Genomic DNA, 23,882 nt, shown 5'->3' with positions numbered 1-23,882 from the left:
GGTGCAGTTGCTCGGCGGCTACGGCTACACCCGGGACTACCCGGTCGAGCGGATGATGCGGGACGCCAAGATCACGCAGATCTACGAGGGCACCAACCAGGTGCAGCGCATCGTGATGGCCCGCCAGCTGCTCAACGGCTGAATCGTGACGGCCCGGTAGCCGCTCGACGGCTCCGGGCCGGGTCGGGTCAGACCAGCCCGTCGAGCACCATGGCGCTGAACTGGCGCGCCACGTCGTCGACGCTGAGCTTGCCGCCGACGTTGAGCCACTGGTAGGCCCAGGCGCACATGCCGACGAGCCCGAAGGTGACGATCCGGGAGTCGACGTCGGCCCGGAAGACGCCGCGCGCCACGCCGTCCTGGATCATGCCGGCGAAGGCCGCCTCCAGCCGGTCGCGCTTGCGGGTCACCTCGGCGAACAGGTCACCGGTGAGGTAGCGCCGCTCCTGGTAGAAGATGGTGACGTGGGAGCGGTACTCGGCCACGCTGGTCAGGCTGAGCCGGATCAGCTCCGCGACCCGCACCTTCGGGTCGTCGCTGCCGCTCTCGATCCGCTCGATCGCGGCGAGCTGCGCCTCCAGGTACTCCTCCTGGATGTGCCGCAGCAGGTCGTCCTTGCTCTCGAAGTGGTGGTAGAAGGCGCCCTTCGTGAGCCGCGCCTGGTCGGCGATCTCCTGCACCGACGTGCGGTCGAAGCCCCGGCGCTCGAAGAGTTCGAGGGCGCTCGTGATCAGGGATCGACGGGTGTTCTCCGGGTCGTAGCCGTCGGGCCAACGCTGCCGGCGGCGTGTGGTTGCCGGGCGGCTGGACGTCGCACGAGCCATCTGTGGCCTCCGCCTTTCATACCCCGTCAATGTCCCGTCATCCTACCGCCCGGTCGGAAGGTTGTGGGGACCGCGCGCCCGGCGATTCACGCGGGTGACTCCGCGCCCGCTACCAGAAGGGTCGCAACGGCGGTACGTCGTCACCGGCGATGCTCCGGATCACCCGGGCGAGTTCCTGGCGCAGCGCGGTCAGCCCCTCGTCGTCCAGGCTGACGGCCAACCGGGACTCGATCTCGGCCAGGGTGCGGCCCGCCGTCCGCATGTGCTCGCGGCCCTTGTCGGTGAGGACGACGAGCTTGCGACGACCCCCGAGCGGGTACGGGCGGCGCTCGACGTAACCGGCCCCTTCGAGGTAGTCGACGATCTGCCCGGCCGCCTGCTTGGTCACGCCGAGTTGACCGGCCAGCTCGGTGCTGGTGGCACCCGGACCCTGCAGGAGCTGGAAGACGAATCCGTGGATGGGACGCAGGTCGTCGTAGCCGATCGCGTCGAGTTTGGTGACGAACTCGGTGAGGACGAGTTGGAACGCCATGCCCAACAGGAAGGTCAGCGGAGTTCGCTCGAGTGGGTCCGGTTCAGTCATGCAAAACAGCTTGACACAGCCTGCAAGCAGGACTTTACTGACGATACGCAAGTAAAGCTAATTTACTCGGAGGTCGCCGATGAATGTCGTCAGTGAGACGGAAGCCCGCACCACCACCACTCCCGCCGGCCGGATGTTCGGTCTCGCCGGCCCGAGCCAGGGCAGCGCGGAGGTGAGCACCTGGCGCGTGGAGCTCGGCGAGGACGCCGCCACCCCGGTGCACGGCATCGACGCCGAGCAGGTGTGGATGCCGATCTCCGGCGCCTTCGAGGTCACCGTGGGCGACGAGACCAAGCTGGTCAAGGCCGGCCAGGCGCTCGTCCTTCCGGGCGGCGTCACGCGTCAGCTCAAGGCCGTCGGCGGCCCGGCCCAGGCCCTCGTCGCCATGAAGGTGGGCGGCAAGGCCATGCTCCCGAACAGCGACAACAAGGTGCCGCTGCCCTGGGCGGAGTGACCCGCCCCCGGGTGTCGACTCCGCCGAGGTACGGAGGCACCACCAGTCCCGGGCGGGCTGGTGGCGCTTCCTCTCCCCCCATCACCTGGGTTCGATCGCATTACCACCCCTCCGGTTGAGCCTTCGACGCCCGGGTTTGGCGTGGTGATGCCAGTCTGCAAAGGACGGCAATGCAACCCCAAGCTCCCGCGTTACCCCCGCTGACCCCGGCCCGGCGCCGGGCGATCTCGACGCTGATGGCGGTCATCGTACTGATCGTCGTCATGGACATCACCATCATCAACGTCGCGCTGAACCCGATCCAGCTCAGCCTCGGCGCCAGCAACGCCGAACTCCAGTGGTCGCTGGACACCTACCTGATCACGTTCGCCGCCTTCATCTTCACCGGCGGGGTCTGCGCGGACCGGTTCGGTCGCAAGAAGGTCCTCGTCGCCGGGCTGCTGATCTTCGGTATCGCCTCGACACTGGCCGCGTACGCCGCCGACGTCGAGTCACTCATCCTCTGGCGGGCCGTGATGGGCGTCGGCGCGGCCGTCATCCCCACCGTCACGCTGGCCGTCATCATGGCCACCTTCCCCCCGCCTGAGCGCCCGAAGGCCATCGCCACCTGGGCCGCCGCCGCCGGGGTGGCCTTCGCCGTCGGCCCGATCCTGGGCGGCCTGCTGCTGGAGAGCTTCTGGTGGGGCTCGATCTTCCTCATCAACGCCCCGTTGGTGCTGATCAGCGTCGTGCTGATCGCCCTCTGGGTGCCGGAGAGCCGCAGCCCGATGAAGTCGCGTTTCGACCCGCTCGGCGTCCTGCTGTCGATCGTGGCGATCGGCCTGCTGGTCTACGGCATCGTGGTCGGCGGCGAGGACAACGCGTGGCTCTCGCTGCCGGTGCTGGGATCGATCGTCGCCGGGCTGGTGCTGATCGCCGTCCTGGTCCTCGTGGAGAGCCGGATGGCGAGCCCGTCGCTCGACGTGACGCTGCTGCGCAGCAGCCGCTTCTCCGCCGGCACGGCCGCCATCGCCCTGTGCTTCTTCGCCCTGATCGGCGCGATCTTCGTGATCCAGTTCTACTACCAGGCGGTGCGCGGCTACTCCCCCATGCAGGCCGGCCTGCTGATGCTGCCGATGGGCGTGGGCACCGTGCTCACCTCCGCGCGGTCGCCCAAGCTGGCGGCCCGGTTCGGGCCACGCACTGTGGTGGCGGCCGGTGCCGTGGTCATGGCGCTCTCCTTCGTGCTGACCACCCTGATGGACCGGCAGACCGGGGTGTGGCTGCTCATCGTCGCGCAACTGCTGTTCGGCATCGGCTGGGGCTGCATCATGGCGCCCGCCACCGGCTCCCTGATGTCCGTGGTGCCGCTGCCGAAGGCCGGTGCCGGGCAGGCGGTCACGCAGACCGCCCGCCAGGTGGCCGGTGCGCTCGGCGTCGCCGTGATCGGCAGCGTGCTGGGCAGCGTCTACCGCAGCTCCCTCGGCGACGCGGTCGACGTGCTCCCCGCCGGGCTGCGCGACGAGGCCGGTGACTCGATCGGCGGCACCCTGCGGGCGATCGCGTCCGCCGGCCTGACCGACGGACGGGCCACCCTGGTCGACGCCGGTATGGAGGCGTACCTCACCGGTATGCGCGCCGCCATGATCGTGGCCATCGTCGTCGTGCTCGGCGCGGCGGTGATCTCGCTGCGGTGGCTGCCGAAGCAGCTGCCCCCGCCGCCCATGCCGCCCGCGCCCCCGGCGCCACCGGCCACCTCGACGGAGCAGCCGCAGAGCGTGGCGGCCAAGCCGGTGGGCTGACCACTCCCCGCGCGCACCCGGGTCCACGGCCGTGAACGGCCGTGGACCCGCTGCGTCGGGCCCGACGACGGGTCACCTCGGGGACACAGACGACGAAAGCGCCGGGTCACGTCCTTGGTGTGGACGCGACCCGGCGCGTACTCCTGGCACCGGACCGTCGGGGATGGGGACGGTCGGCGGCCCGTCGGCGGATGACCGGCGCGACCGTCGGTGCTCATGTCCCCCGGTCCGTCGACTGACCGGGGAAACAGTGGGCCGGGCTCAGCCCCCCGCGGGCTGCCCGGGCACGGGGACGTGGAAGCCACGGCGGTACCACAACAGCGGCCGCGCCTCGCCCGAGACGTGGACCTCGGTCAGGTGGCCCACCAACAGGTCGTGGTCGCCGACGGTGAGGCGGTCGGCAAGCGTGCAGCGGAACACCGCGTGGGCGTCGCCCAGGTACGGCACCGTGCTGCCGGCCAGGTCCCGGCAGTCCGATCCGGCGAAACGGTCGGCACCCCGGGCCGCGAACCGGCGGGCGGTCCCCTGCTGCTCCTCGCCGAGCAGGTTCACCGCGAACTCGCCGGCGTCCACCATGGCCGTGAAGCAGCTCGACTCGTGCCCGATGCCGACGACGAGCAGGGGCGGTGCCAGCGAGGCGGAGACCACCGAACTGGCGGTGAAACCCCAGCGTCGCCCCTCGCGGTCTCGGGTGGTGACCACGGTCAGCGGTGCCGCGAGAAGCGACATCGCGTCGCGGAACGCCACGCTGTCCAGGACTGGTCGTACCGCACCGACGGGTGTTCCCACGGCCGTTCCTCCCTCGTGCCTGACCGTGCCCGGATGCCCGGAGCACGGCGCGGACGGTCAACGGGGCGACGACGCCCGGCGGGCGGCCTCCCGGGCCTGTGCCGAGAAGTCACCGCGGTTCTCCGACACCCATCGCTGCGAGGCCCGGCGGCTCTCCAGCGCGCCGGTGAAGTGCGGCGCCACGTACCGGGCCAGCAGCTCGTAGCTGTGCTTGGTCTGTTCCCGGGTGGCCCAGTCCTGGGTGTTGACAAGCAGGGTGCCGAAACCGCCGCTGTCGGCCTGCATGCGGGCGATCGCCTCGACGGCGTCCTCCACCGATCCGATGATGGCGGTGCGGGTCTCCATCGCCACCTCGGGTTCGCGTCCCTCCGGCAGCTTCGCCTCGGCGCCGACGGTGTCCTGGACGTACTCCCGGAACCAGTGGCCCATCCCGGCGCGGACCTGGTCCATCGCCTCCTGCCGGGTGTCGGCGATGTGCACGCAGATGGCGACGCGCCACGAGGCCCGGTCCATCGTCCTGCCGTGCGCGGCGGCCTCGTCCTCGGCCGCCGCCCACAACTGCGCCAACGGCGGCTCCACCATGCCGGGACGGCCGGCGAAGGTCAGCGCGGACAGCCCGTAGCGTCCGGCCAGGCGCATGCCGCGCTCCGAACCGGCGCTGGCCACGGCCACGTCCAGGGACGGCCGGGTGTACGGCTTCAGGTGCAGCCGGGCGTCGCGCAGCTCGAACCAGTCGGTCTTGCGGGTCAGCGGGGTGGGGTCGGTCAGCAGGTGGACGACGGCGTCGAGCGACTCGGCCATCATCCGCCGCTGGTCGGAGGCGGCGATGCCCATCATGTGCGCGTCGGCCGGCGAGACGCCCGCGCCGACGCCGAACATGGCCCGGCCCCGGCTCTGGTGGTCGAGCTGCACCACGCGGTTCGCGGCGGTGAGCGGGTGATGGTACGGCAGGCTGATCACGCCGGTACCCAGTCTGATCCGCCGGGTCCGCTCGGCGGCGGCGGCCAGGAACACCTCCGGGGAACTGATCGTCGACCAGCCGCCGGAATGGTGCTCGCCGACCCACGCCTCGTCGATGCCGAGGGTGTCCAGCCATTCGATGAGGTCCAGGTCGCGCCAGATCGCGGTGGTCGGATCCTCGCCGAGGGAGTGGAACGGCGGGATGAACGCGCCGAACGTGAGGGACATCGAACTCACCCTTCAGTCAGTGGGGAAACCTGCGGATCCGCTGCGGGCGGGGGCAGGAGCTTGCCGATCTCGTCGGCCAGCACGGCGAGGTGGGGCTGTTGCATCACGGTGTAGTGGTCGCCCGGCACGTCGAGGCGGATCCCATCGGTGACCAGGTCCATCCACGCCTGGGTGGTCTCCACGTCGGCGCCGCCGTCGCGGGCGCGCAGGAAGCAGACCCGACCGGAGTAGGGCTGCGGCTGGTGGTCGAGCAGGGCCCGGAAGTTGCGGGAGAAGCGGTCCGCGATGGCGGTGAGCGTGTCCAGGTCCACCTCGGCCGGCAGGACCTCGCGGCGGCGCGCCTCGGCGTACAACAGGTCCAGCGCCGAGTTGTCCGCCTCGGGGGTGAAGGTGGCCGGGTCGGGTCGCCACACCCGGCCGGTCAGCCCGGCCAGGTCGCGGGCCAGCCAGGACAGCAGCACCGTCTCGTCGACGGCGTCCTCGCGTCGCCGGGGCGGCTCCATGATGTCCACGGCGAGCACCACCTCGACCTCCGCCCCGGTGGCGGTGATCTGGCGGGCCATCTCCAGCGCGATCATGCCGCCCATCGACCAGCCGCCGAGACGGTACGGTCCGGCGGGGAACTCCCGCCGCACCACGTCCACGTAGTGCGCGGCGAGCTCCGCCAGGCTCTGCGGGGCCGGGTCCACGTCGGGCACCTGCAACCCGTAGAACGGCTGCCCCGGTCCCAACCGGTCGGCGAGTGCGGAGTAGCAGAGCACGTCGCCGCCGACCGGGTGGACGAAGAACAACGGGACCGCGTCCCCGCCGGTCCGGATCGGCACCAGGGCCGCCCGACGGTCCGGTGCGGAGGTGTCCCGGACCAGGTCGGCCAGGTGCCGGATCGTCGGCCGGGCGAAGAGTTCCGCAAGCGGCAGCACCCGACCGGTACGCGCCCGGATCCGCGCCATCAGGCGTACCGCGAGCAGCGAGTTGCCGCCCAGGGTGAAGAAGTTCTCGGTGACGCCCACCCGGTCCCGCGCGAAGAACTCGGCCCAGAGGTCGGCGAGTTGCCGCTCCACCTCGTCGCGGGGCAGGGCCGACTCACCCTCGGCGTCGCCGCTGTCCGGCTCCGGCAACGCCGACCGGTCGATCTTGCCGTTGGCACTCATCGGCAACTCGTCCAGGACCGTCAGGTGCTGCGGCACCATGTACTCCGGCAGCATCCGCCGCAGCGCCTGGTCGATCGCCTTGACCGCGATCTCGCCCGGCTCGGCGTGGTCCGGGTCGGCGTGGTCCGGATCGAGCACCACGTAGCCGTGCAGGCGCTTGGCGCCCTGCCGGGCACCGTGCGCGACGACGGCGGCGGAGCGTACCCCCTCGCACTGCGACAGCGCGGCCTCGATCTCCCCCAGTTCGATGCGGTAGCCCTGCACCTTGACCTGGAAGTCCTCCCGGCCGAGGAACTCGATCAGGCCGCCCGGCAGATAACGACCCAGGTCTCCCGTGCGATAGAGGCGCTCGCCGGTGAGGGGGTGGCGGACGAAGGCGGCCCGGGTGCGTTCGTCGTCGTTGAGGTAGCCCTGCGCCAGGCCGACACCGCCGATGTACAGGTCCCCGGTGACCCAGACCGGGCAGGGTTGCAGCGCGTCGTTGAGCACGTGGAACTGCTGGTTGCGCATGGGCAGGCCGTAGGGGACGCTCGCCCAGCGCGGGTCGACCGCGTCGATCGGGTACAGGATGGACCAGATCGCCGCCTCGGTCGCCCCGCCCAGGCTCCAGAGGGCGGCCTGCGGCGCGACCTGACGGAGCCGGTCCGGCAGGGTCACCGGGATCCAGTCCCCGCTCATCATCACCACCCGCAGCGGGATCGGGCGGTCGTCGGTGCGGGTCAGGACGTGTTCGGCGAACATCTCCGCCAGGGCGGGCACGCTGTTCCAGATCGTCACCCGGTGCGTGGTGACCAGTTCCCACCACCGTTCCGGTTCCCGTTGCGCCTCCGGCGGGGGCAGGACGACGGCGCCACCGACACCCAGGAGTCCGAACACGTCATAGACGGAGAGGTCGAAGTTGAGGGCGGAGAGCGCCAGCACCCGGTCCTCGGCGGTCACCCCGAAGCGCTCGTTGACGTCGTCGATCGTGTTCCGCGCGCTGGTGTGGGTGATCATGACGCCCTTGGGCAGGCCCGTCGAGCCGGAGGTGAAGATGACGTACGCGAGGCTGTCGGGGCTGGCCTGGCGGGCACGGGCGGACCGGCGGGTCCGGCCGGCGGGCAGGGTGTCCACGGTGGTGCGGACCACGCCCTCCGGCCACCGGGTCCGCTCCTCGACCCAGGACTGGGTGAGCACCAGCGAGATCGCCGCGCTGTCCAGCAGCAGGCGGAGCCGCTCCGGCGGGACGTGGGCGTCGACCGGCACGTAGGTGGCGCCCGCCTTGAGGACGCCGATCACGGCGACGATCTGCTCCCAGCCCTTCTCCATCACGACGCCGACCAGGGTGCCGGGGCCGGCGGCGTTGTCGGCCAGCCACTGCGCCACCCGGTCGGAGCGGCGGTCGAGGTCCCGGTAGGTCAGGCGACGGTCCGTGGTGATCACCGCCGGCCGGTCCGGGTACCGGGCCGCCGCCTGGAGGAACGGCGCGTGCAGCAGCCCCGCCGGCAGCGGGCCGGTGGTGGCGTTCACCGCGCGCCGGACCGCCAGGTCCGTCTCCGGGGTCAGCACGGGGGCCGGGCGACGCCAGGTCGACTCGTCACGGCACAGGTCGCGCAACGTCCCGACGTACGCGTCGAACATCGCGTCGATCATCCCGGCCGGGAACAGTTCCTCGATCACGTCCCAGTTGACGACCAGCGCACCGGCGTCCTCGACGACCTGGTGGTCCAGCCACACCTGGGGCGTCCGGATGGAACTGGCCACCTCGCGGCCACCGGAGCCGAGGTCGAGCAGGTGCTGGGCCAGCCCGGTGGCCGCCGCGCCGTCGTCCTTGGCGGCGAAGTTCACCGTGCTGGCGAAGACCACGGGCATGGTCGCCCGGGCCGAGCCGCCACCGGCCGCGTTCAGTTCGCGCAGCACCTGCACGCCGCTGAACTGGCTGTGTTCCAGGTCGCTCCAGAGCTGCCGTTGCACCCGCACGGCGCGGGTGCCGAAGTCGTCGGTACGGGTGCTGTCGACCTCCAGCAGCGACGTGGTGCTGAAGTTGCCGAGCATCCGGCTGACGTCCGGGTGCACCGGTGCCCGGTTGAAGAAGAGCACGTTGAGGGTGAACCGGCTGGACTTGCTCCAGGCGGCCAGCACCTGCGCGTACGCGGTGCACAGGGCCGCCGAGGCGGTGACGCCCCGAGCGGTGGCGAACTGCTTGAAGCGCGTCCAGTCGGCCGTGTCCAGGCGTGCCGACCGGTGTGTGAAGACCGGCCGGTCCACCTGGGCCGGGCTCGTGGCCAGCGGCAGCTCCGGTGCCGGGGGCAGGTGTTCCAGCCGCCGCATCCAGTACTCCCGGGCCTCGGTGTGCCGGGGCCCGCCGATCTCCTGCTCGCGGGCCAGCACGTAGTCGCGGAACGTCAGCTCCAGCGGCGGGAGCGACGCGTCGTCGCCCCGGTAGGCGGCGGCCAGTTCGCGGAAGAGCATCGACGTGCTCCAGGCGTCGATGATGAGCGCGTCGAAGCCGAAGTGCAGCCGGGTGCGGTGCGCGTCGACCCGGGTCGCCCGGACGTCGAACAACGGCCAGACCGTGGTGTCGAAGACCTGGGTGGTCATCTCGGCACGGATCTCGTCGAGCCGCTCGTCGCGTCGCCGGTCGCTCTCGGCGCGCAGGTCGACCACCCGGATGCGGTACGGCGGCACCTGCGGCAGGACCCGCTGGTGGCCCTCGGGGCTGACCACCGCCCGCAGCATGTCGTGGCGGTCCACCATCCGGCGCAGTGCCGCGCCGAGGCGGTCGACGTCGAGCTGCTCGATGTCGACCTCCAGGAAGAAGTACGTGGAGGTGTTGCCGAGTTCGAACGCGTCGGAGCGACCGACCAGGTACGCCTGTTGCAGGTCGGTGAGCGGGAACGGTGCGTACCGGTCGGCCGGGGCCGGTCGTACGGTGGTGCTCTCCGGGCGTCCGGCCGGCGCAGGCCGGTCCGTCGACGCGGCACCGCCGAGGCGGGTGTGCGCCGTCTCGGCGAGGCTGACGATGCTGCTGCCGTCCAGGAACGCCACCATCGGCAGCGAGACCCCCAAGGCGGCGGAGAGCCCCTCCTTCACCTCCAGCGCCATGAGCGAGTCCAGGCCGAGGTTCTGCACCGGCTCGTGCCGGTCGAGCCCGTCACCGTCGGCGGCGCCCAGGGCGCGGGCGACGGCGTCGGCGACCAGCTTCTCGACGGTCGACCGGTCCAGCGGGCCGGTGGGCACGGCGGTCGGCGGCGGTGACGCGGCCACCGTCGGTGCGGCGGTCACGACGGCTCGGGGTGCGGGGGCGTCGGTGCGCCTGAGGTTCTCCCGGCCGGCGCGCTTGAGCAGGACACCGTCGGCGGAGACGACCGCCCGCCCCGCGTCGTCGTAGAGACGCACCTCGGCGTGCAGCGTCGCCGGGCCCGCCGTGGGCAGCAGCCGTACGTGGCAGTACAACTCGCCGCCGTACGCGGGCATGCCGTGGAAGCGGAACCGTTCGATGCCGACGAGCAGGTAGGCGGCGTCGGCCTGCCGATCGGCGGGGAGGCAGGCGAACAGGGCCTGGAACATGGCGTCGGTGAGACCCGGGTGCAGCAGATAGTCGTCGGTCTCGTCGGGGTGCCCGGCACGCATCCGGGCCACCGCCTCGCCGTCACGCTGCCAGACGTGGTCCACCCACTGGGCGGACGGGCCCAGATAGAGCTTGCGGTGCCACATCCGCCGATAGAACTCGGCTCCGGTCAGCTCCCCGGCCAGGTCGGCCCGGAGTGCGGCGAGGTCGACCGGGGACTCTGGTGCCGACGGCGGCAGCAGGCCGGCGTGGCCCCGGCTGTGCAGCACCCAGGTCGGGTCCGCGTCGGAGTCCGGGTGGGCGGCGTAGTACCGGTAGCCGAGGTGCCCGGTGGCGTCGGGCTCGACCAGCAGGTGGGCGTCGACGGCACGTCCGTGTTCGAGGACCAGGCTCTGGGTCACCGTGCAGTCGGTCACCTCGATCGGGCCCGGTCCGCGCAGGTGCCGGACCGCGGCCAGGGCGGCTTCCAGGTAGACGCCGATGTTCACCACCGGCAGGCCGTCCATCACGCAGTCGCCGAGGCAGGGGTGGCGTGCGGCGTCGAGACGGGACTCGAACTGGACGACGTCCAGCGGGGACGGCACCCGGCGTCCCAGCAGCGACCGTGATGCGGTGTCCGGGACGGCCGCCGTCGTCTCCCCGGCCCGGTCGGCCGGGACGGTGCGTCCCGGTTCCGCTGCGGGATACCAGTGCCGTTCCCGGCGGAAGACACTGGTCGGCACCGGTACCCGGCGGCGTCCCCGGCCGAGCGTGGTCCAGTCCACCGCGACGCCCCGGGTGTGCAGCGCGCCGAGGCTGTCCAGGATGGTCCGGCAGTCGTCGTGGCCCTTGCGCAGCGAGGGCAGGAACAGCCGGGGCCGGTCGACGACGGAGGCGTCGTCGATCCGCCGCACCATCGCGGCGAGCACGGGCGCGGGGCCGACCTCCAGGAAGACCGTGTGGCCGTCGTCGAGCAGGGTCCGGGCGGCATCGGCGAAGCGCACCGTGCCGCGTACGTGCTCGCGCAGGTAGCGGGCCGAGAACCCGTCGGCGCCGTGGTAGGTGCCGGTGACGTTGGAGAGCACCGGGATCCGTGGCGGGTGGTACGTCAGCGTGCCCGCCTCGCGCTCGAACTCGGCGAGCACCGGGTCCATCAGCGGCGAGTGGAAGCCACGGGTGGTGGTCAGCCGCTTGCTGCGGATCCCCTGCGACTCCAGCGTGTCGAGCAGGGTCGCCAGCGCCGCCGGCTCGCCGGAGACGACCACGTCGGCGGGGCCGTTGACCGCGGCGACCGACAGCCGCCCGGCGTACGGCGCGAGTGCCGGTTCGAGCCGGGCCGGCGGAGCCGACACGTTCGCCATCGCCCCGGCGGCGGTGGTGTGCATCAGCTGGCCGCGTCGGGTGGCCAGCCGGAGTCCGTCGGCCAGGTCGAAGACTCCGGCGAGGCACGCCGCGACCAGTTCGCCGACGCTGTGCCCGAGCAGCGCCGCCGGCACGATCCCCCAGGAGCGCCAGAGTGCGGCCAGGGCGTATTCGACCGCGAACAGCGCCGGTTGGGTGTTGCGGGTGTCGTGCAGCGGCACGGCGTCCGGCGCGACGGGTGTGGGTCCGGCGGCGGCGAGCAGCGTGTGCAGCGGCGTGTCCAGCAGCGGTCGAAGCAGTTCCGCGCACTCGTCGATGACCTGCCGGAACACCGGTTCGGTCCGGTACAGCAGGTCGGCCATGCCCGGGTACTGGGCGCCCTGGCCGGTGAGCAGGAACACCACGCCGGGTGTGGCGTGCGGCCGGGCGTGGTCGCGGCGCAGTCCGGGCGCGGTCCTCCCGGCCCGCGCCGCCCGGAGCTGGTCACGCAGGTGGGCGGCGTCGGTGCCGACGGCGGTCAGCCGGTACGGCAGGTGGGCGCGGCCGGTGGCCGCCGAGTGACAGACGTCCGCCACCGCTCCGGCACCGGCCGGCTCGGCCAGCAGTGCCTCGTAGCGGCCGGCGAGTTCGTCGAGGGCCTGCGGGGAACGGGCGGAGATCGGGAGAAGGTGGGCGGTCCGGGGGGACTCGTCGGGCGCGGCCACCGGTTCCGGTGGTCCCTCGGCGACGATCAGGTGGGCGTTGGTGCCGCTGGCACCGAAGGAACTGAGCCCGGCGATGCGGGGGCGGTCGCCGCTGCGCCAGTCCCGGGCGGTGGTGGGGATCTCCAGCGCCATCTCGTCGAGACCGATGTCGGGGTTGACCGTACGCAGGTGCAGGTGCGCCGGGATCCGTTGGTGGCGCAGGCTGAGCACGACCTTGATCAGACCGGCGATACCGGCGGCCGGTTCGAGGTGACCGATGTTGGTTTTCACGGAACCCACCAGCAGGGGCTCGGCCGGGTCCCGCCGGCCGAGGACCGCGTCGGCGGCACGTAACTCGATCGGGTCGCCCAGCGGTGTGCCGGTGCCGTGCGCCTCCAGGTAGCCGACCTCCTCGGGGCGTACCGAGGCGGCCCGCAACGCAGCGCGGATCACCTCCTGCTGGGCGCTGCCGTTGGGTACGGTGATGCCGCCGCTGCGGCCGTCCTGGTTGACCGCCGAGCCCCGGATGACGGCCAGGACCCGGTCGCCCTGGGCGAGCGCGTCGGAGAGTCGCTTGAGCACCACCACCCCGCAGCCCTCGCTGCGGACGTAGCCGTCGGCTGCGGCGTCGAAGGTCTTGCACCGACCGTCGGGGGCCAGCATCCGGGCCCGCGAGGCGACGACCGACCACTCGGGGGCGAGCAGCACGTTGACGCCGCCGGCCAACGCCATCGAGGTCTCCCCCGACCGTAGGCTCTGGCAGGCGAGGTGGACGGCCACCAGGGACGACGAACAGGCGGTGTCGACGGAGAGGCTGGGCCCGGTCAGCCCGAGCCAGTACGACAGTCGGCCGGCGGCGAAGGTCGAGGCGTTGCTCGTCAGCGCGTACGCCTCCAGCGTCGCCGCGTCGACCTCGCGCATCTGGCGTTGGCAGTAGTCGTACGTGGTGACCCCGAACCAGACGCCGGTGGCCGAGCCGGCCAGCCCGTCGGGTGCCTGACCGGAGTCCTCGACGGCCTCCCAGCCGACTTCGAGCAGCAGCCGTTGCTGCGGGTCGAGCCAGGCCGCCTCGCGTTGGGAGATGCCGAAGAAGGCGGCGTCGAACTGGTCGATGTCGTCGAGGAAGCCGCCCCGCCGGGTGTACATCGTGCCGGGCGTCTCCGGTGACGGGTCGTAGTAGCGGTCCACGTCCCACCGGGAGGCGGGAACCTCGGTGATCGCGTCCTCGCCCCGGTCGAGCAGGTGCCAGAACTGGTCGGGGGTGCGGACGCCGCCGGGCATCCGGCAGGCCATCCCGACGATGGCGACGGGTTCGGTCGCCGCCGCGCGGGTCGCGTCGAGTTCGTCGCGCAGACGGCGGATCTCGCGCAGGCTCTCCACCAGGATCGCCTGGCGGTCCTTGGGGCCGGTCATCGGATCTCCCCGGTGCCGGTGGACGCGTTCAGTTCCTCGGCCAACATGTCGAGCAGTTCCTCCTCGGACAGTTCCTCGACGTGTTCCACCACCCGGTGCGGTGCCACCGGCGGCGCTACGTCGAGGTCCGGTGGCGCGTCGTCGCCGGCCCCGGCGACCAGGGCGGTCAGGTGCGCGGTGAGCGCTGCCACGGTCGGGTGTTCGAACATGACGGTGGCGGGGAGCCGGTGGTCCAGTGCGGCGCCGAGCCGGGCACGGATCCGGGCGGCGAGCATGGAGTCCATGCCGAGCTGCACGAAGCCGTCGTGCGGCTCGATCCGCGAGGCGTCCATCCGCAGGATGTCGCAGACCACGTCGAGGACGAGCCGACGGAGATCGTCGGCGGTTCGGGCGGTCGGCCCGGTCGTCGGGTCCGGCGAGGTATCGGTCACCTCCGGTGTGCGCGGCTCCGGTGTGGTCGGCTCGGATGCGGTGGCCGTCGGCCGGGGCCGCGTACGCGGACGGTCGGTCTGGTCGAACCAGAGCCGCTCGTGCTGCCAGGTGTATCCGGGTAGCGGCACCATCGGCACCGGGTCGGGGGCCCGGCGGCGCAGGGCGTCGGACAGTCCGTTGGCGTGCAGGGCACCGAGCACGGTGGCCAGCCCGTACGTCTCCGGTTCGTCGCGTCGCAGCGACGCCAGTGCCAGGCCGTCGCGGTCCGCACGGTCGAAGCCCTCCTCCACCGCGCCGGTGAGGATCGGGTGTGGACTGAGCTCGACGAAGACACCATGGTCCTCGGCGACCAGCGCCTGGACCGCCGGCCAGAACATCACCGGCGCCCGCAGGTTGCGCACCCAGTAGTCCGGGTCGAAGCCGGAGCCGTCGCACCACTGGCGGGTGACGGTGGAGAAGACGGGCACCGTGCCGGCGCGGGGACGGATCCCGGCCAACTCGGTGAGCAGGTCGTCGGTGAGGGCGTCGACCTGCGGGCTGTGCGAGGCGACGTCGACGCGTACCGGCCGGCTGAAGACGTTGTCGGCCCGCAGCCGGTCGGCGATGCGGGCCAGGGTCACCGGGTCACCGGAGAGCACCGTCGAGGTCGGGCTGTTGCAGACCGCCACCGACACCAGGTGCTCGTGCCCGGTCACCAGCTCCTCGGCGGCGGCCGTGGGCAGCGCCGCCAGCAGCATCTCGCCCTGCCCGGCGATCCGCAGCAACAACGCGCTGCGCCGGCAGACGATGCGCGCGGCGTCGTCCAGACCCAACGCCCCGGCCAGGTACGCCGCGGCGATCTCGCCCATGCTGTGCCCGACCACGGCGTCCGGTTCGACACCGGCGGCGCGGTAGCGGGCGGCCAGACCGACCGCCATCGCGAACAGGGCCGGTTGGATGACGTCGATACCGGTCAGTTCGGTGCCCTCGGGCAGGCCGTGCACCGCGTCGAGGATGCTGCGGCCGAGCACCCGACGGAACGCCTCGTCGCACTCGGTCACGGCGGCGCGGAAGTGCGGGCAGTGGCGCATCAGCTCCGCGCCCATGCCGGCGCGCTGTCCACCCTGGCCCGGCACCACGAAGACGACCTTGCGTCCGGCCCGGTTGCGGGCCCGGCCACGACTGACGCCGGACGCCTCGCCGGTGTCGAGCCACTCGGTGAGCCGTCGGGCCGCCTCCTCGTGGGTGGCGGCGACCACGGTGAGTCGGTGGTCGTGCTGGGTCCGGCGGACCACGGTGGCGTACGCGATCTCGGCCAGCGGTCGGGCCAGCGCCTCGGGGCTGCGCAGATGTGTGACGTAGGCCCGCGCCATCGCGGTCAACGCCTCGGGTGCCGCCGCGGTGAGGGACAGCACGACGGGCTCGCCGTCGGACTCGTCGACGACGACCGGGGTACGCGGCTCGGGCGCCGGCCCGAGCACCACGTGGGCGTTGGTGCCGCCGGCCCCGAACGAGCTGACCGCGCCGTAGCGGCGGTCGGTGGGCACCTCCCAGCTCTGCGCGGTGCGCGGAATGAACAGCCGCGTGTCGTCGAGGTCGAGATGGGGGTTGAGTCTCTCCAGGTGCAGCAGCGGCGGGATCGCGCGGTGCCGGATGCTGAGCGCCACCTTGATCATGCCGACGATGCCCGCGCCGGCCTCCAGGTGACCGAGGTTGGTCTTGGCGGAGCCGAGCGCACACCGGTCCGTCGCGTCGGTGGCCGCGCCGTAGACCTCCCCGAGCGCCTCGACCTCGATCGGGTCGCCGAGTTCGGTGCCGGTGCCGTGTGCCTCCAGGAGGGTGACCTGCCCGGCGTTGACCTGGGCGTTGCGCAGTGCCGTGGTGATGACCGCGCGCTGGGCGTGTCCGCTGGGCGCGGTGAGGCCGTTGGTGAGGCCGTCCTGGTTGACCGCCGAGCCGGCGATCACCGCCCAGATCCGGTCCCCGGCGGCGACCGCGTCGGAGAGGCGCTTGAGCACCACCACGGCGACGCCTTCGCCCCGGCCGTACCCGTCGGCGCGGGCGTCGAAGGTCTTGCACCGGCCGTCCGGCGCCAACGGCAGCCCTCGGGCGTGTGCCTCGGTCAGGGTCGGCGAGAGGATGACGTTCATGCCGCCGACCACGGCGGTGTCGCATTCCCGCGTCCGCAGGCTCTGACCGGCCAGGTGCACGGCGACCAGCGAGGACGAGCAGGCGGTGTCCAGGGTCAGGCTCGGTCCGCGCAGGTCCAGCAGGTACGACAGCCGGTTGGCGATGATGCAGCCGACACCGCCGACCACCGTGTACGTGTCGACGTCGGCCGGGTCGGCGAGCTGCAACTGGAGGTAGTCGGTGGCGTTGGCGCCGACGAACACTCCGGTGGCGCTGCCCCGGAGCTGGTCGCGGGTGAGGCCGGCGTTCTCCAGCGCCTCCCAGGAGGTCTCCAGGAACAGTCGCTGCTGGGGGTCCATCCGGGCCGCCTCGCGCGGGGAGATGCCGAAGAAGTACGGGTCGAAGTCCGCCACCCCGTCGATGAATCCGCCCTGGCGGAACACGTCCCCGGGCGGCGCGTCCTCGGTGTGCCACCGGTCGCGCGGCACCTCCACGATGCCGTCGACACCGTCGATCAGCGCCTGCCAGAACGTCTCCGCCGAGGTGACGCCGCCGGGCAGCCGGCACCCGATGCCGACGATCGCGAGTGGTTCGCGGGCGGAGCGTTCGAGCGCGTCGACCTTCTGCCGGAGTTGCCGGACGGCGGAGAGGGCCGCGGTCAGCGTGGCCTGTGGTCCTGGTGTGGCCGGGTCTCCCGGACGAGATCCGTCGGCCATGTCAGATCATCTCCATCCGTCGGTTGAGCTCGGCGAGTTCCGCCGCCAGCTCCGCTTCGAGGCTGTCCAGCGACTCGTCCGCAGGCGTCGGTGTCGCCGTCGGCGCGGGCTCGGGTCGGCGTGCCGCCGCCGGTTGCCGGGCGTCTTCCGGTTGGCCGAGTCGGTCGGCCAGATGGCGGGTGATCTGGTCGATGGTCGGGTGGTTGTAGATCAACGTCGCCGACAGGCGCAGGCCGGTGAGCCGTTCCAGCCGGTGCCGCAGTTCCAGCGCCATCACCGAGTCGACGCCCATGCTGCGCAGCGGCGTACCCTCGTCGAGGCGGTGTTCCGGCAGGCGGACGACCTCGGCGACGTGGGTCAGCACCGCTGCGGCCAGCAGCGCGCGACGCTGCTGCGGGTCGGTGACCTCGGCCAGGGTCGGCCCGGTGGCGAGCTGCGTCGGGGTGGTGTCGTCCGGGGACGCCTCGACGGGCAGGCCACGGGTCCGCACCAGACCGAGCCCGCGCAGATCGACCAACAGTTCCCCGTCGGAGCCGAACAGGCGTACGTCCGCGACCGGGTACCGCTCGTCGGACACCGGCCGGTGCACCGCGTGCGCCCACGCTGAGGTGCCCGGGGCCCGGTGCACGACCACGCGTTCGGCGCCGGTGCTCAGGTACGCGGTGTCCGGCGTCGCCGTGGCCAGCAGCGGCGCGAGTGCGGACTGCAGGGCGGCGTCCAGCACGGCGGGATGCACGCGGGTGTCCGGCAGCGCGGCCGTGGTGGGCGACCCGATGCGTGCCAGCGCCTCGACATCGTTGTGGCGGATCTCCAGGATTCCCTGGTAGGCGGGGCCGAAGCGCAGTCCCCGGGTGGCGAGGTCGGCATAGAAGGCGGCCCCCTCGACCAGGGTGGGCGTACGGGCGGCCACGGCGGCCGGGTCCACCGGTGGTGGTGGGTCCCCGGTGGCGGCGGTGAGCAGGACACGCATCACCGGCGTCGGTCCGTCGTCGCTGACGCCGAAGACCTGGAGCTGTGCCGGACGGGTGGTGGCGTCGAGGGTGACCTGCACCCGGCGGCTGCCCCGGTCAGGGATGGCCAGCGCCTGGCTGAACACCAGGTCGGACAGGACCGACGGGGCGCAGGGCAGGGTCTCGGCGGCGGCGCGCAGGGCGACGTCCACATAGAGCGCGCCGGGGACGACGACCTGGCCGCCGATCCGGTGGTCCCCGATGGCGGCGGTGTCGGCGTCGTACCGCATCTGCCAGTAGTGGTGCCCGGGGACGATCGGTGAGTCCAGGCGGTCGGCGAGCACGGCCGTGGCGGCTCCGGTCGGCGCGGCGACGGGCGGGGGCGTGTCGCCGCCGTCGAAGCCGGCCATGCCCTCCGGCCAGTACCGCTCCCGCTGCCAGGGGTAGGGCGGCAGCGTGACCCGAGCGTCGCCGGGGGTGAGTGCCCGGTCGAGCGCGACCGAAACACCGGCCACGTGCAGGGCGCCGAGGGTGGACAGCAGGGTGTCCCGTTCCGGTTCGTGCCGACGCATGCTGGCCAGGACGGTGACGGTGCCGTCGGAGGCGGCGGCCACCTGTTCGACCGCCGGCAGCAGGATGGGGTGTGGGCTGGCCTCCACGAACACGCCGGCACCGTCGGCCAGCAGTCGGGCGATCTGGTCGCCGAAGAGCACCGGTTCGCGCAGGTTGTCGACCCAGTAGTCGGGCAAGAGGTCGGTGCCGTGCACGACCGTGCCGGTGACCGTGGAGTACAGCGGGAGGCGGGCGGCATGGTGGGTGAGCCCGTCGAGCGCGGCCAGCAGGTCGTCGCGGAGCACGTCCATCTGCGGGCTGTGCGAGGCGACGTCGACGTTGACCCACCGGCAGAACACGGCGGCGCGTTCCAGCGTCTCGGCGATGCCGGTGAGGGCCGCCACGTCACCGGAGAGCACGGTGGAGCGGGGGCTGTTGTTCACCCCGATGGACACCACCGCCTCGTGTCCGCTGATCGCCTCCCGGGCCTCGTCGACGGTCAGTTCCACGGCGAGCATCGCGCCCTGGCCGCTGAGCCGGCGCATCAGCCGGCTGCGTCGGCAGATGATCTGCGCGGCGTCGTCCAGGCTGAGGATGCCGGCGACGTGTGCGGCGGCGACCTCGCCCATGCTGTGGCCGACGACGGCGTCGGGGGTCACTCCCCAGGCACGCCACTGTGCCGCGAGCGCGACCTGCACCGAGAAGAGCAGGGGCTGCACCACGTCGATCGGGCCGAAACTCGCGGCGTCGGGCGGCTGGCGCAGCAGGTCGCGGACCGACCGGCCGAGGTGCGGGCGGCAGGCGGCGTCGCAGGCGCGGATCGCGGCGTCGAACGCCTCCGCGCGGCCCAGCAGACCCTGCCCCATACCCACCCACTGGGAGCCCTGACCGGGGAAGACGAACACGGTACGCGGCGGCGCGTCGACCGCCCGGTCGCTCACGGCGAGGCCGACGACGCGTTCACCGGCGGCGAACCGGCCCAGGTGCTCGGCGAGTTCGGGCACCTGGTGGGCGACCACCGCGAGCCGGTGCGACTGTCCGGAACGGCGGAGCGCGGCGGCGGCCAGGTCGGCCATGGAGGGTGGGTGTTCCGCCGGGGTGCCGATCCCGGCGGCGACCTGCCGGGCCAGGTCGCGCAGCGCCTGCGGGTGCTGCGCGGAGAGGGTGACCAGTTCGGCGGTGTCCTCGTGGTGGGCGGGCGGGCGGACGTCGAGGCCGAGGGCGCGGCACTCGGCCAGCGTCTCCGCCAGGCCGTGGTCGTCGTCGCGGCGCAGGGTGGGCAGCACCTGCGCGGGCCGGTCGACGTTCTCGACGCTCTGCCGCAGCGCGGGCAGCAGCACCGGAGCGGCACTGATCTCCAGGAACAGGTCGTGGCCGTCGTCGAGGAGGAACCGGACGGCGTCGGCGAGCAGCACCGGCTGGCGCAGGTTCCGGACGAAGTAGTCGGCGCCGGCCTGCCGCCAGTCGAGCGGGCGGCCGGTCACCGTCGAGATCATCGGTAGGCGTCCGGGGCGCGGGGTGAGCCCGGCCAACGCGGTCCGCAGGTCGTCGCTGACCAGGTCGATCGCCGGCCCGTGCGCAGCCAGGTCGACCCGGATCAACGAGCAGAGCACCCCGTCGGCCTTCCACTGCGCGACGAGCGTCCGCAGCGTCTCCCGGTCACCGGTGAGGGCGGTGGAGCGGGGTCCGTTCTCGGCGGCGACCACGGCGGCGAGGCCGCGCTCGGTGAGCAGGGCGGTCACCTCGGCGGCGGAGAGTTCGACCAGTGCCATGCCGCCGCCGGTGCCGGCCACCCGCCGCTGCTGGTCGCTGTAGTGGTGGATGAGGTGCACCGCGGCGGTGAGGTCGAGGATGCCGGCGATGACCGCGGCGGCCACCTCGCCGAGACTGTGTCCGACGACCGCGTCCGGCCGTATCCCCCGGTCCTCCAGCCAGGCGGCCAGGCCGACCTGGACGGCGAACAGCAGTGGCTGCATGACGCCCACGTCCTCGGCGTCCTCGCGGCCCCGGTCCCGGAACATCTCCTCGACCAGGGATATGCCGGTCAGCCGGTGGAACTCGTGGTCGCACCGCCGCACCACGGCACGGAAGACCGGTTCCGTCCGGTAGAGGTCGCGGCCCATGCCCGTCCACTGCTGACCGTACGGGGAGCAGACGAAAGCGACCCGGGGACGGGTGCCCTCGGGTCGGGTTCTCTCGACGGGCGGCACCGTCATCCGGGCGGGTTCTGTCCAGCCCTCCAGCACGAGGTGCACGTTGGTGCCGCCCCAACCGAACGCGCTCACGCCGGCCAGCGGCGGCTGCTGCGCCGGCCACGGCTCCACCTCGGTGGGTACGCGCAGCCGCAGGTCGTCGAAGGCGATGTGCGGGTTGGGCCGGTCGAAGTGCAGGTTCGGCGGGATCGCCCGGTGCCGCAGCACCAGGACGGCCTTGAGCAGGCCGGCGACGCCCGCCGCGCCTTCCAGGTGCCCGATGTTGGTCTTGACCGAGCCGATGACCAGGTTCTGCTGCGGTGGCCGGTCGGCGCAGAGCACCGCGCTGAGGGCGCCGGCCTCGATCGGGTCGCCGAGCATGGTGCCGGTGCCGTGCGTCTCGACGTAGTGCACCTCGCCCGGGTCGACGCCCGCCCGCCGGTACGCCTCGCGCAGCACCTCCTCCTGCGCGACGGGGTTCGGTGCGGTGAGGCCGTTGCTGCGGCCGTCGTTGTTGGTCGCGGAGCCCCGGATCGTGCAGTAGATGTCGTCGCCGTCGGCCAGCGCCAGGCGCAGGGGCCTGAGCACCAGCGCGACGGCGCCCTCCCCTCGGCCGAAGCCGTCCGCGTCGGCGGAGAACGCCTTGCACCGGCCGTCGGGCGCCAGCCCGCCGAAGCGGGTCAGCGCCACCATGGACGTGGGGTCGAGCAGCAGGTTGACCCCACCGGCGATGGCCGTCGTGGACTCTCCCGCCCAGATGCTCTGGCAGGCCAGGTGCACGGCGAGCAACGACGATGAGCAGGCGCTGTCGACCACGACGCTGGGTCCGCGCAGCCCGAGGGCGTACGACAGCCGGTTGGCCACCATGTTGAGCGCACGTCCGGTCGCCGAGTGCGAGGTCAGCCGGGACGCGGCACGCTGGGCCAGGTCGGCGAAGTCGTGCCAGATGGCGCCGACGAAGACGCCCGTACGGCTACCGTCGAGTCGCCCGTCGGCCAGGCCGGCGTCCTCCATCGACTCCCACGCGACCTCCAGGAAGAGTCGCTGCTGGGGGTCCATCTCCTGGGCCTCGCGGGGCGAGATGCCGAAGAACAGTGGATCGAAGCCGTCGATGCGGCCGGGGAGGAACCCAGCCTGCGCGGTGACGGCCGTCGCCGGGTCGGCCCGTCCCCCACCGACCGGCGACTCCGGGTTCCACCGGTCCGGCGGCACCTGACGCACCGCGTCCGACCCGTCGAGCAGGGCACGCCAGAACTGGGCGGGTCCGTCACCGGCCGGTAGCCGGCAGGAGAGGCCGACGACGGCGATCGGGTCGTTGATGGTCGTCGGCGCGGCGGCGGGCGCCGCGATTCCGGTGACAAGGGCGCCGTCGAGCACGCCCTCCAGCAGGCCGGTCGTCAGGCTGCGGACGGTCGGTCTGGCGAACAGCAGCGTCACCGGCACCGGTCGGCCGAGCAGGTCGGCCAGAGCCTTCACGAGATGCGTCGCCCGCAGCGAGTCCAGCCCGTAGCTGGAGAATTTGTCGTCCTGCCTGATGGTGGCGGGATCACGACCTACGAGGCGGCCGATTTCCGCGAGGAGCCAGTCGGCCAATTCGTCGTAGCGCATCGGCGCAGAGGAATTCCTGTCTTCCGCCGTCAATTCTTACCCCCGTCGGGCAAAGCGGTTAACCGAGCTCTTGACTCATGAACATCAGCCAGCGCAACGCACGTTACAAGCTGCGTTTAAGGGATGTCAAGGAGCTTGACATAACCATCCGATTCGCGCTTTATGAGGGGATATTTCTGCCCGCCACCCACAAGGAATAGCCGCTTTGTCCGGAATAATGTTACAGGTGCCGCCGAACGGGTTCTTCTGCCGTTAACGCAAATATCCATCTTCCCGACATAGCCCGTGAAATTCTGGCGGTCCGCATTTCGCCTTGTCAGGGGAGGGCCGGGCCGGCGTCCGAGCGCGATGTACGACGACTTCCACACAAAACAACGGCACAGTGATTTACGCGCTTGACCGCGATGTAAACGATTGATAGAAGGGCCGGTCGACGCGGTCGGCAACCCGGTTGCCGCACACGCGTTCCGGTCAGCGTGGCGAGTCCGCCTGCGGCTCCAACAGCCCGGCCCGTTGTGCCAACATCGCGGCCTGCACCCGGTTGTCGCAGCCGAGTTTGGCGAACACCCGGTAGACGTGCGTCTTGACGGTGCCCTCGGAGACGAACAGCCGCTGGCCGATCTCGGCGTTCGACAGGCCCTGGGCCACCAGGACCAGGACCTCGCGTTCCCGGATGCTGAGCATGCCCACCTTGACCAGGTCCTCCTCCGGCCGCACGGTCGCGGCGGGTAGCCGGTCGAGGACCTGACGGGTGATCTTCGGGGACAGGTAGGCGTTGCCGGTCGCGGCGGCGCGGATCGCGTACGCGAGTTCGTCGGCGGCCGACTCCTTGAGCAGGAAGCCGGCCGCACCCGCGGAGAGCGCCTGCGCCACGTACTCGTCCTGACCGAAGGTCGTCAGCATCACCACCTGGACGGCCGGCACCAGACGGCGGATCTCCCGGAGCGCGGCCAGACCGTCGAGAGCCGGCATCTGGATGTCCAGCAGCGCCACGTCCGGACGCTGCCGCACGGCCTGCTCGACGGCGGCCCGCCCGTCTGCGACCTCGGCGATCAGGTCGATGTCGGCGGCCGGGTGCAGGATCGTCCGGATCGCGGTACGGATCAGCGAGTCGTCGTCGGCCAGCAGGACCCGCCGGGGTGCGGTCATGACGGCTGCTCCTGGAAGATCTGCTTGTCGACGAGCACCCCGTCGCGGAAGCAGAACCGGTAGAGGGTCTGGCCGAGGTCGGCGTCGGTGTCGTGCCGGTCCAGGATAGACGCATGGTAGTCGACGCAGACGGCGCCGGGTACGTCCCGACCACCGACGACCTCGGCCACCGCCACGTCGGCATCCGGTAGCAGATCGCGTACCTCGGCTTCGGACTGTCCGATCCGGACCGCGTCGTAGGTGTCGCGGTCGACGATGACCAGCGCCGTCATCAGCCAGATCCCCGCAACGCAGAGCACCAGGCAACCGGCGACGGACAGCGCGGTCGCGGCGAGGACGAGCCGGGACCGGCGGCGGTCGCGCTCCATCAGCACTGGCTAGTATACACATCTCCGAGCCCACGATCCTAGCGCTCCT

General features: G+C 72.2%; 12 protein-coding genes. 3 read left to right on the top strand and 9 right to left on the bottom strand.

Features of this window, described 5'->3' with window-relative positions; genetic code table 11:
- Nucleotides 1-142, top strand: a 142-nt coding sequence (locus EYA84_RS07240; RefSeq protein ID WP_255446599.1) for an acyl-CoA dehydrogenase family protein, incomplete at its 5' end; no start/stop codon positions are given.
- A 46-nt stretch (nt 143-188) separates the two neighbouring features.
- On the opposite strand, the gene EYA84_RS07235 is transcribed toward EYA84_RS07240, so the two are convergent.
- The gene (locus EYA84_RS07235) at nt 189-824 is read right to left on the bottom strand and encodes a TetR/AcrR family transcriptional regulator (RefSeq protein WP_131052241.1); all 636 of its coding nucleotides are present in this window, start codon (nt 822-824) and stop codon (nt 189-191) included.
- A gap of 109 nt (nt 825-933) precedes the next feature.
- The gene (locus tag EYA84_RS07230; RefSeq protein WP_131052240.1) at nt 934-1,407 is read right to left on the bottom strand and encodes a MarR family winged helix-turn-helix transcriptional regulator; all 474 of its coding nucleotides are present in this window, start codon (nt 1,405-1,407) and stop codon (nt 934-936) included.
- A 79-nt stretch (nt 1,408-1,486) separates the two neighbouring features.
- On the opposite strand from EYA84_RS07230, the gene EYA84_RS07225 reads away from it, so the two are divergent.
- Complete coding sequence (locus tag EYA84_RS07225) at nt 1,487-1,861, top strand: cupin domain-containing protein (protein ID WP_131052239.1); 375 nt, start codon at nt 1,487-1,489, stop codon at nt 1,859-1,861.
- 236 nt (nt 1,862-2,097) lie between these two features.
- On the top strand, nt 2,098-3,642 hold the full coding sequence (locus EYA84_RS07220) for an MFS transporter (RefSeq protein WP_161594921.1): 1,545 nt from the start codon (nt 2,098-2,100) through the stop codon (nt 3,640-3,642).
- 261 nt (nt 3,643-3,903) lie between these two features.
- On the opposite strand, the gene EYA84_RS07215 is transcribed toward EYA84_RS07220, so the two are convergent.
- The 7 genes from EYA84_RS07215 to EYA84_RS07185 all read right to left on the bottom strand — a co-directional run bounded on the left by EYA84_RS07215 (nt 3,904) and on the right by EYA84_RS07185 (nt 23,833).
- Nucleotides 3,904-4,431: a flavin reductase family protein gene (locus EYA84_RS07215; RefSeq protein WP_236145639.1), complete on the bottom strand. Its 528-nt coding sequence runs from the start codon at nt 4,429-4,431 to the stop codon at nt 3,904-3,906.
- Nucleotides 4,432-4,488: 57 nt separating this feature from the next.
- Nucleotides 4,489-5,619 carry an LLM class flavin-dependent oxidoreductase gene (locus EYA84_RS07210; RefSeq protein ID WP_131052237.1) on the bottom strand — a complete coding sequence of 377 codons (1,131 nt, stop codon included), beginning with the start codon at nt 5,617-5,619 and terminating at the stop codon, nt 4,489-4,491.
- Nucleotides 5,620-5,624: 5 nt separating this feature from the next.
- Nucleotides 5,625-13,757, bottom strand: coding sequence for a non-ribosomal peptide synthetase/type I polyketide synthase (locus tag EYA84_RS07205; protein ID WP_131052236.1), 8,133 nt, complete (start codon nt 13,755-13,757; stop codon nt 5,625-5,627).
- On the bottom strand, nt 13,754-17,014 hold the full coding sequence (locus tag EYA84_RS07200) for a type I polyketide synthase (RefSeq protein WP_131052235.1): 3,261 nt from the start codon (nt 17,012-17,014) through the stop codon (nt 13,754-13,756). Before EYA84_RS07200 ends, EYA84_RS07205 begins: the two co-directional genes overlap by 4 nt.
- Before the next feature lies 1 nt (nt 17,015).
- Nucleotides 17,016-22,316, bottom strand: a complete 5,301-nt coding sequence (locus tag EYA84_RS07195; RefSeq protein WP_131052234.1) for a type I polyketide synthase — start codon at nt 22,314-22,316, stop codon at nt 17,016-17,018.
- Between the two features lie 471 nt (nt 22,317-22,787).
- Nucleotides 22,788-23,465, bottom strand: coding sequence for a response regulator transcription factor (locus EYA84_RS07190; protein ID WP_131052233.1), 678 nt, complete (start codon nt 23,463-23,465; stop codon nt 22,788-22,790).
- On the bottom strand, nt 23,462-23,833 hold the full coding sequence (locus EYA84_RS07185; RefSeq protein WP_131052232.1) for a hypothetical protein: 372 nt from the start codon (nt 23,831-23,833) through the stop codon (nt 23,462-23,464). The genes EYA84_RS07190 and EYA84_RS07185 overlap by 4 nt, the downstream gene beginning before the upstream one ends.
- Nucleotides 23,834-23,882: the final 49 nt, after the last annotated feature.

The sequence above is a fragment of the Verrucosispora sp. SN26_14.1 genome, from assembly GCF_004307965.1.
Taxonomy (GTDB): Bacteria; Actinomycetota; Actinomycetes; order Mycobacteriales; family Micromonosporaceae; genus Micromonospora.
Note: the sequence above shows the minus strand (reverse complement) of the source record. Positions and strands in the feature narration are given on the sequence as shown.

Bases quoted from the DNA above. Each gene is read 5' to 3' on its own strand.
- EYA84_RS07235 (WP_131052241.1), bottom strand. From the start codon at position 824: ATGGCTCGTGCGACGTCCAGCCGCCCGGCAACCACACGCCGCCGGCAG.
- EYA84_RS07230 (WP_131052240.1), bottom strand. From the start codon at position 1,407: ATGACTGAACCGGACCCACTCGAGCGAACTCCGCTGACCTTCCTGTTG.
- EYA84_RS07225 (WP_131052239.1), top strand. From the start codon at position 1,487: ATGAATGTCGTCAGTGAGACGGAAGCCCGCACCACCACCACTCCCGCC.
- EYA84_RS07220 (WP_161594921.1), top strand. From the start codon at position 2,098: ATGGCGGTCATCGTACTGATCGTCGTCATGGACATCACCATCATCAAC.
- EYA84_RS07210 (WP_131052237.1), bottom strand. From the start codon at position 5,619: ATGTCCCTCACGTTCGGCGCGTTCATCCCGCCGTTCCACTCCCTCGGC.
- EYA84_RS07205 (WP_131052236.1), bottom strand. From the start codon at position 13,757: ATGACCGGCCCCAAGGACCGCCAGGCGATCCTGGTGGAGAGCCTGCGC.
- EYA84_RS07200 (WP_131052235.1), bottom strand. From the start codon at position 17,014: ATGGCCGACGGATCTCGTCCGGGAGACCCGGCCACACCAGGACCACAG.
- EYA84_RS07195 (WP_131052234.1), bottom strand. From the start codon at position 22,316: ATGCGCTACGACGAATTGGCCGACTGGCTCCTCGCGGAAATCGGCCGC.
- EYA84_RS07190 (WP_131052233.1), bottom strand. From the start codon at position 23,465: ATGACCGCACCCCGGCGGGTCCTGCTGGCCGACGACGACTCGCTGATC.
- EYA84_RS07185 (WP_131052232.1), bottom strand. From the start codon at position 23,833: ATGGAGCGCGACCGCCGCCGGTCCCGGCTCGTCCTCGCCGCGACCGCG.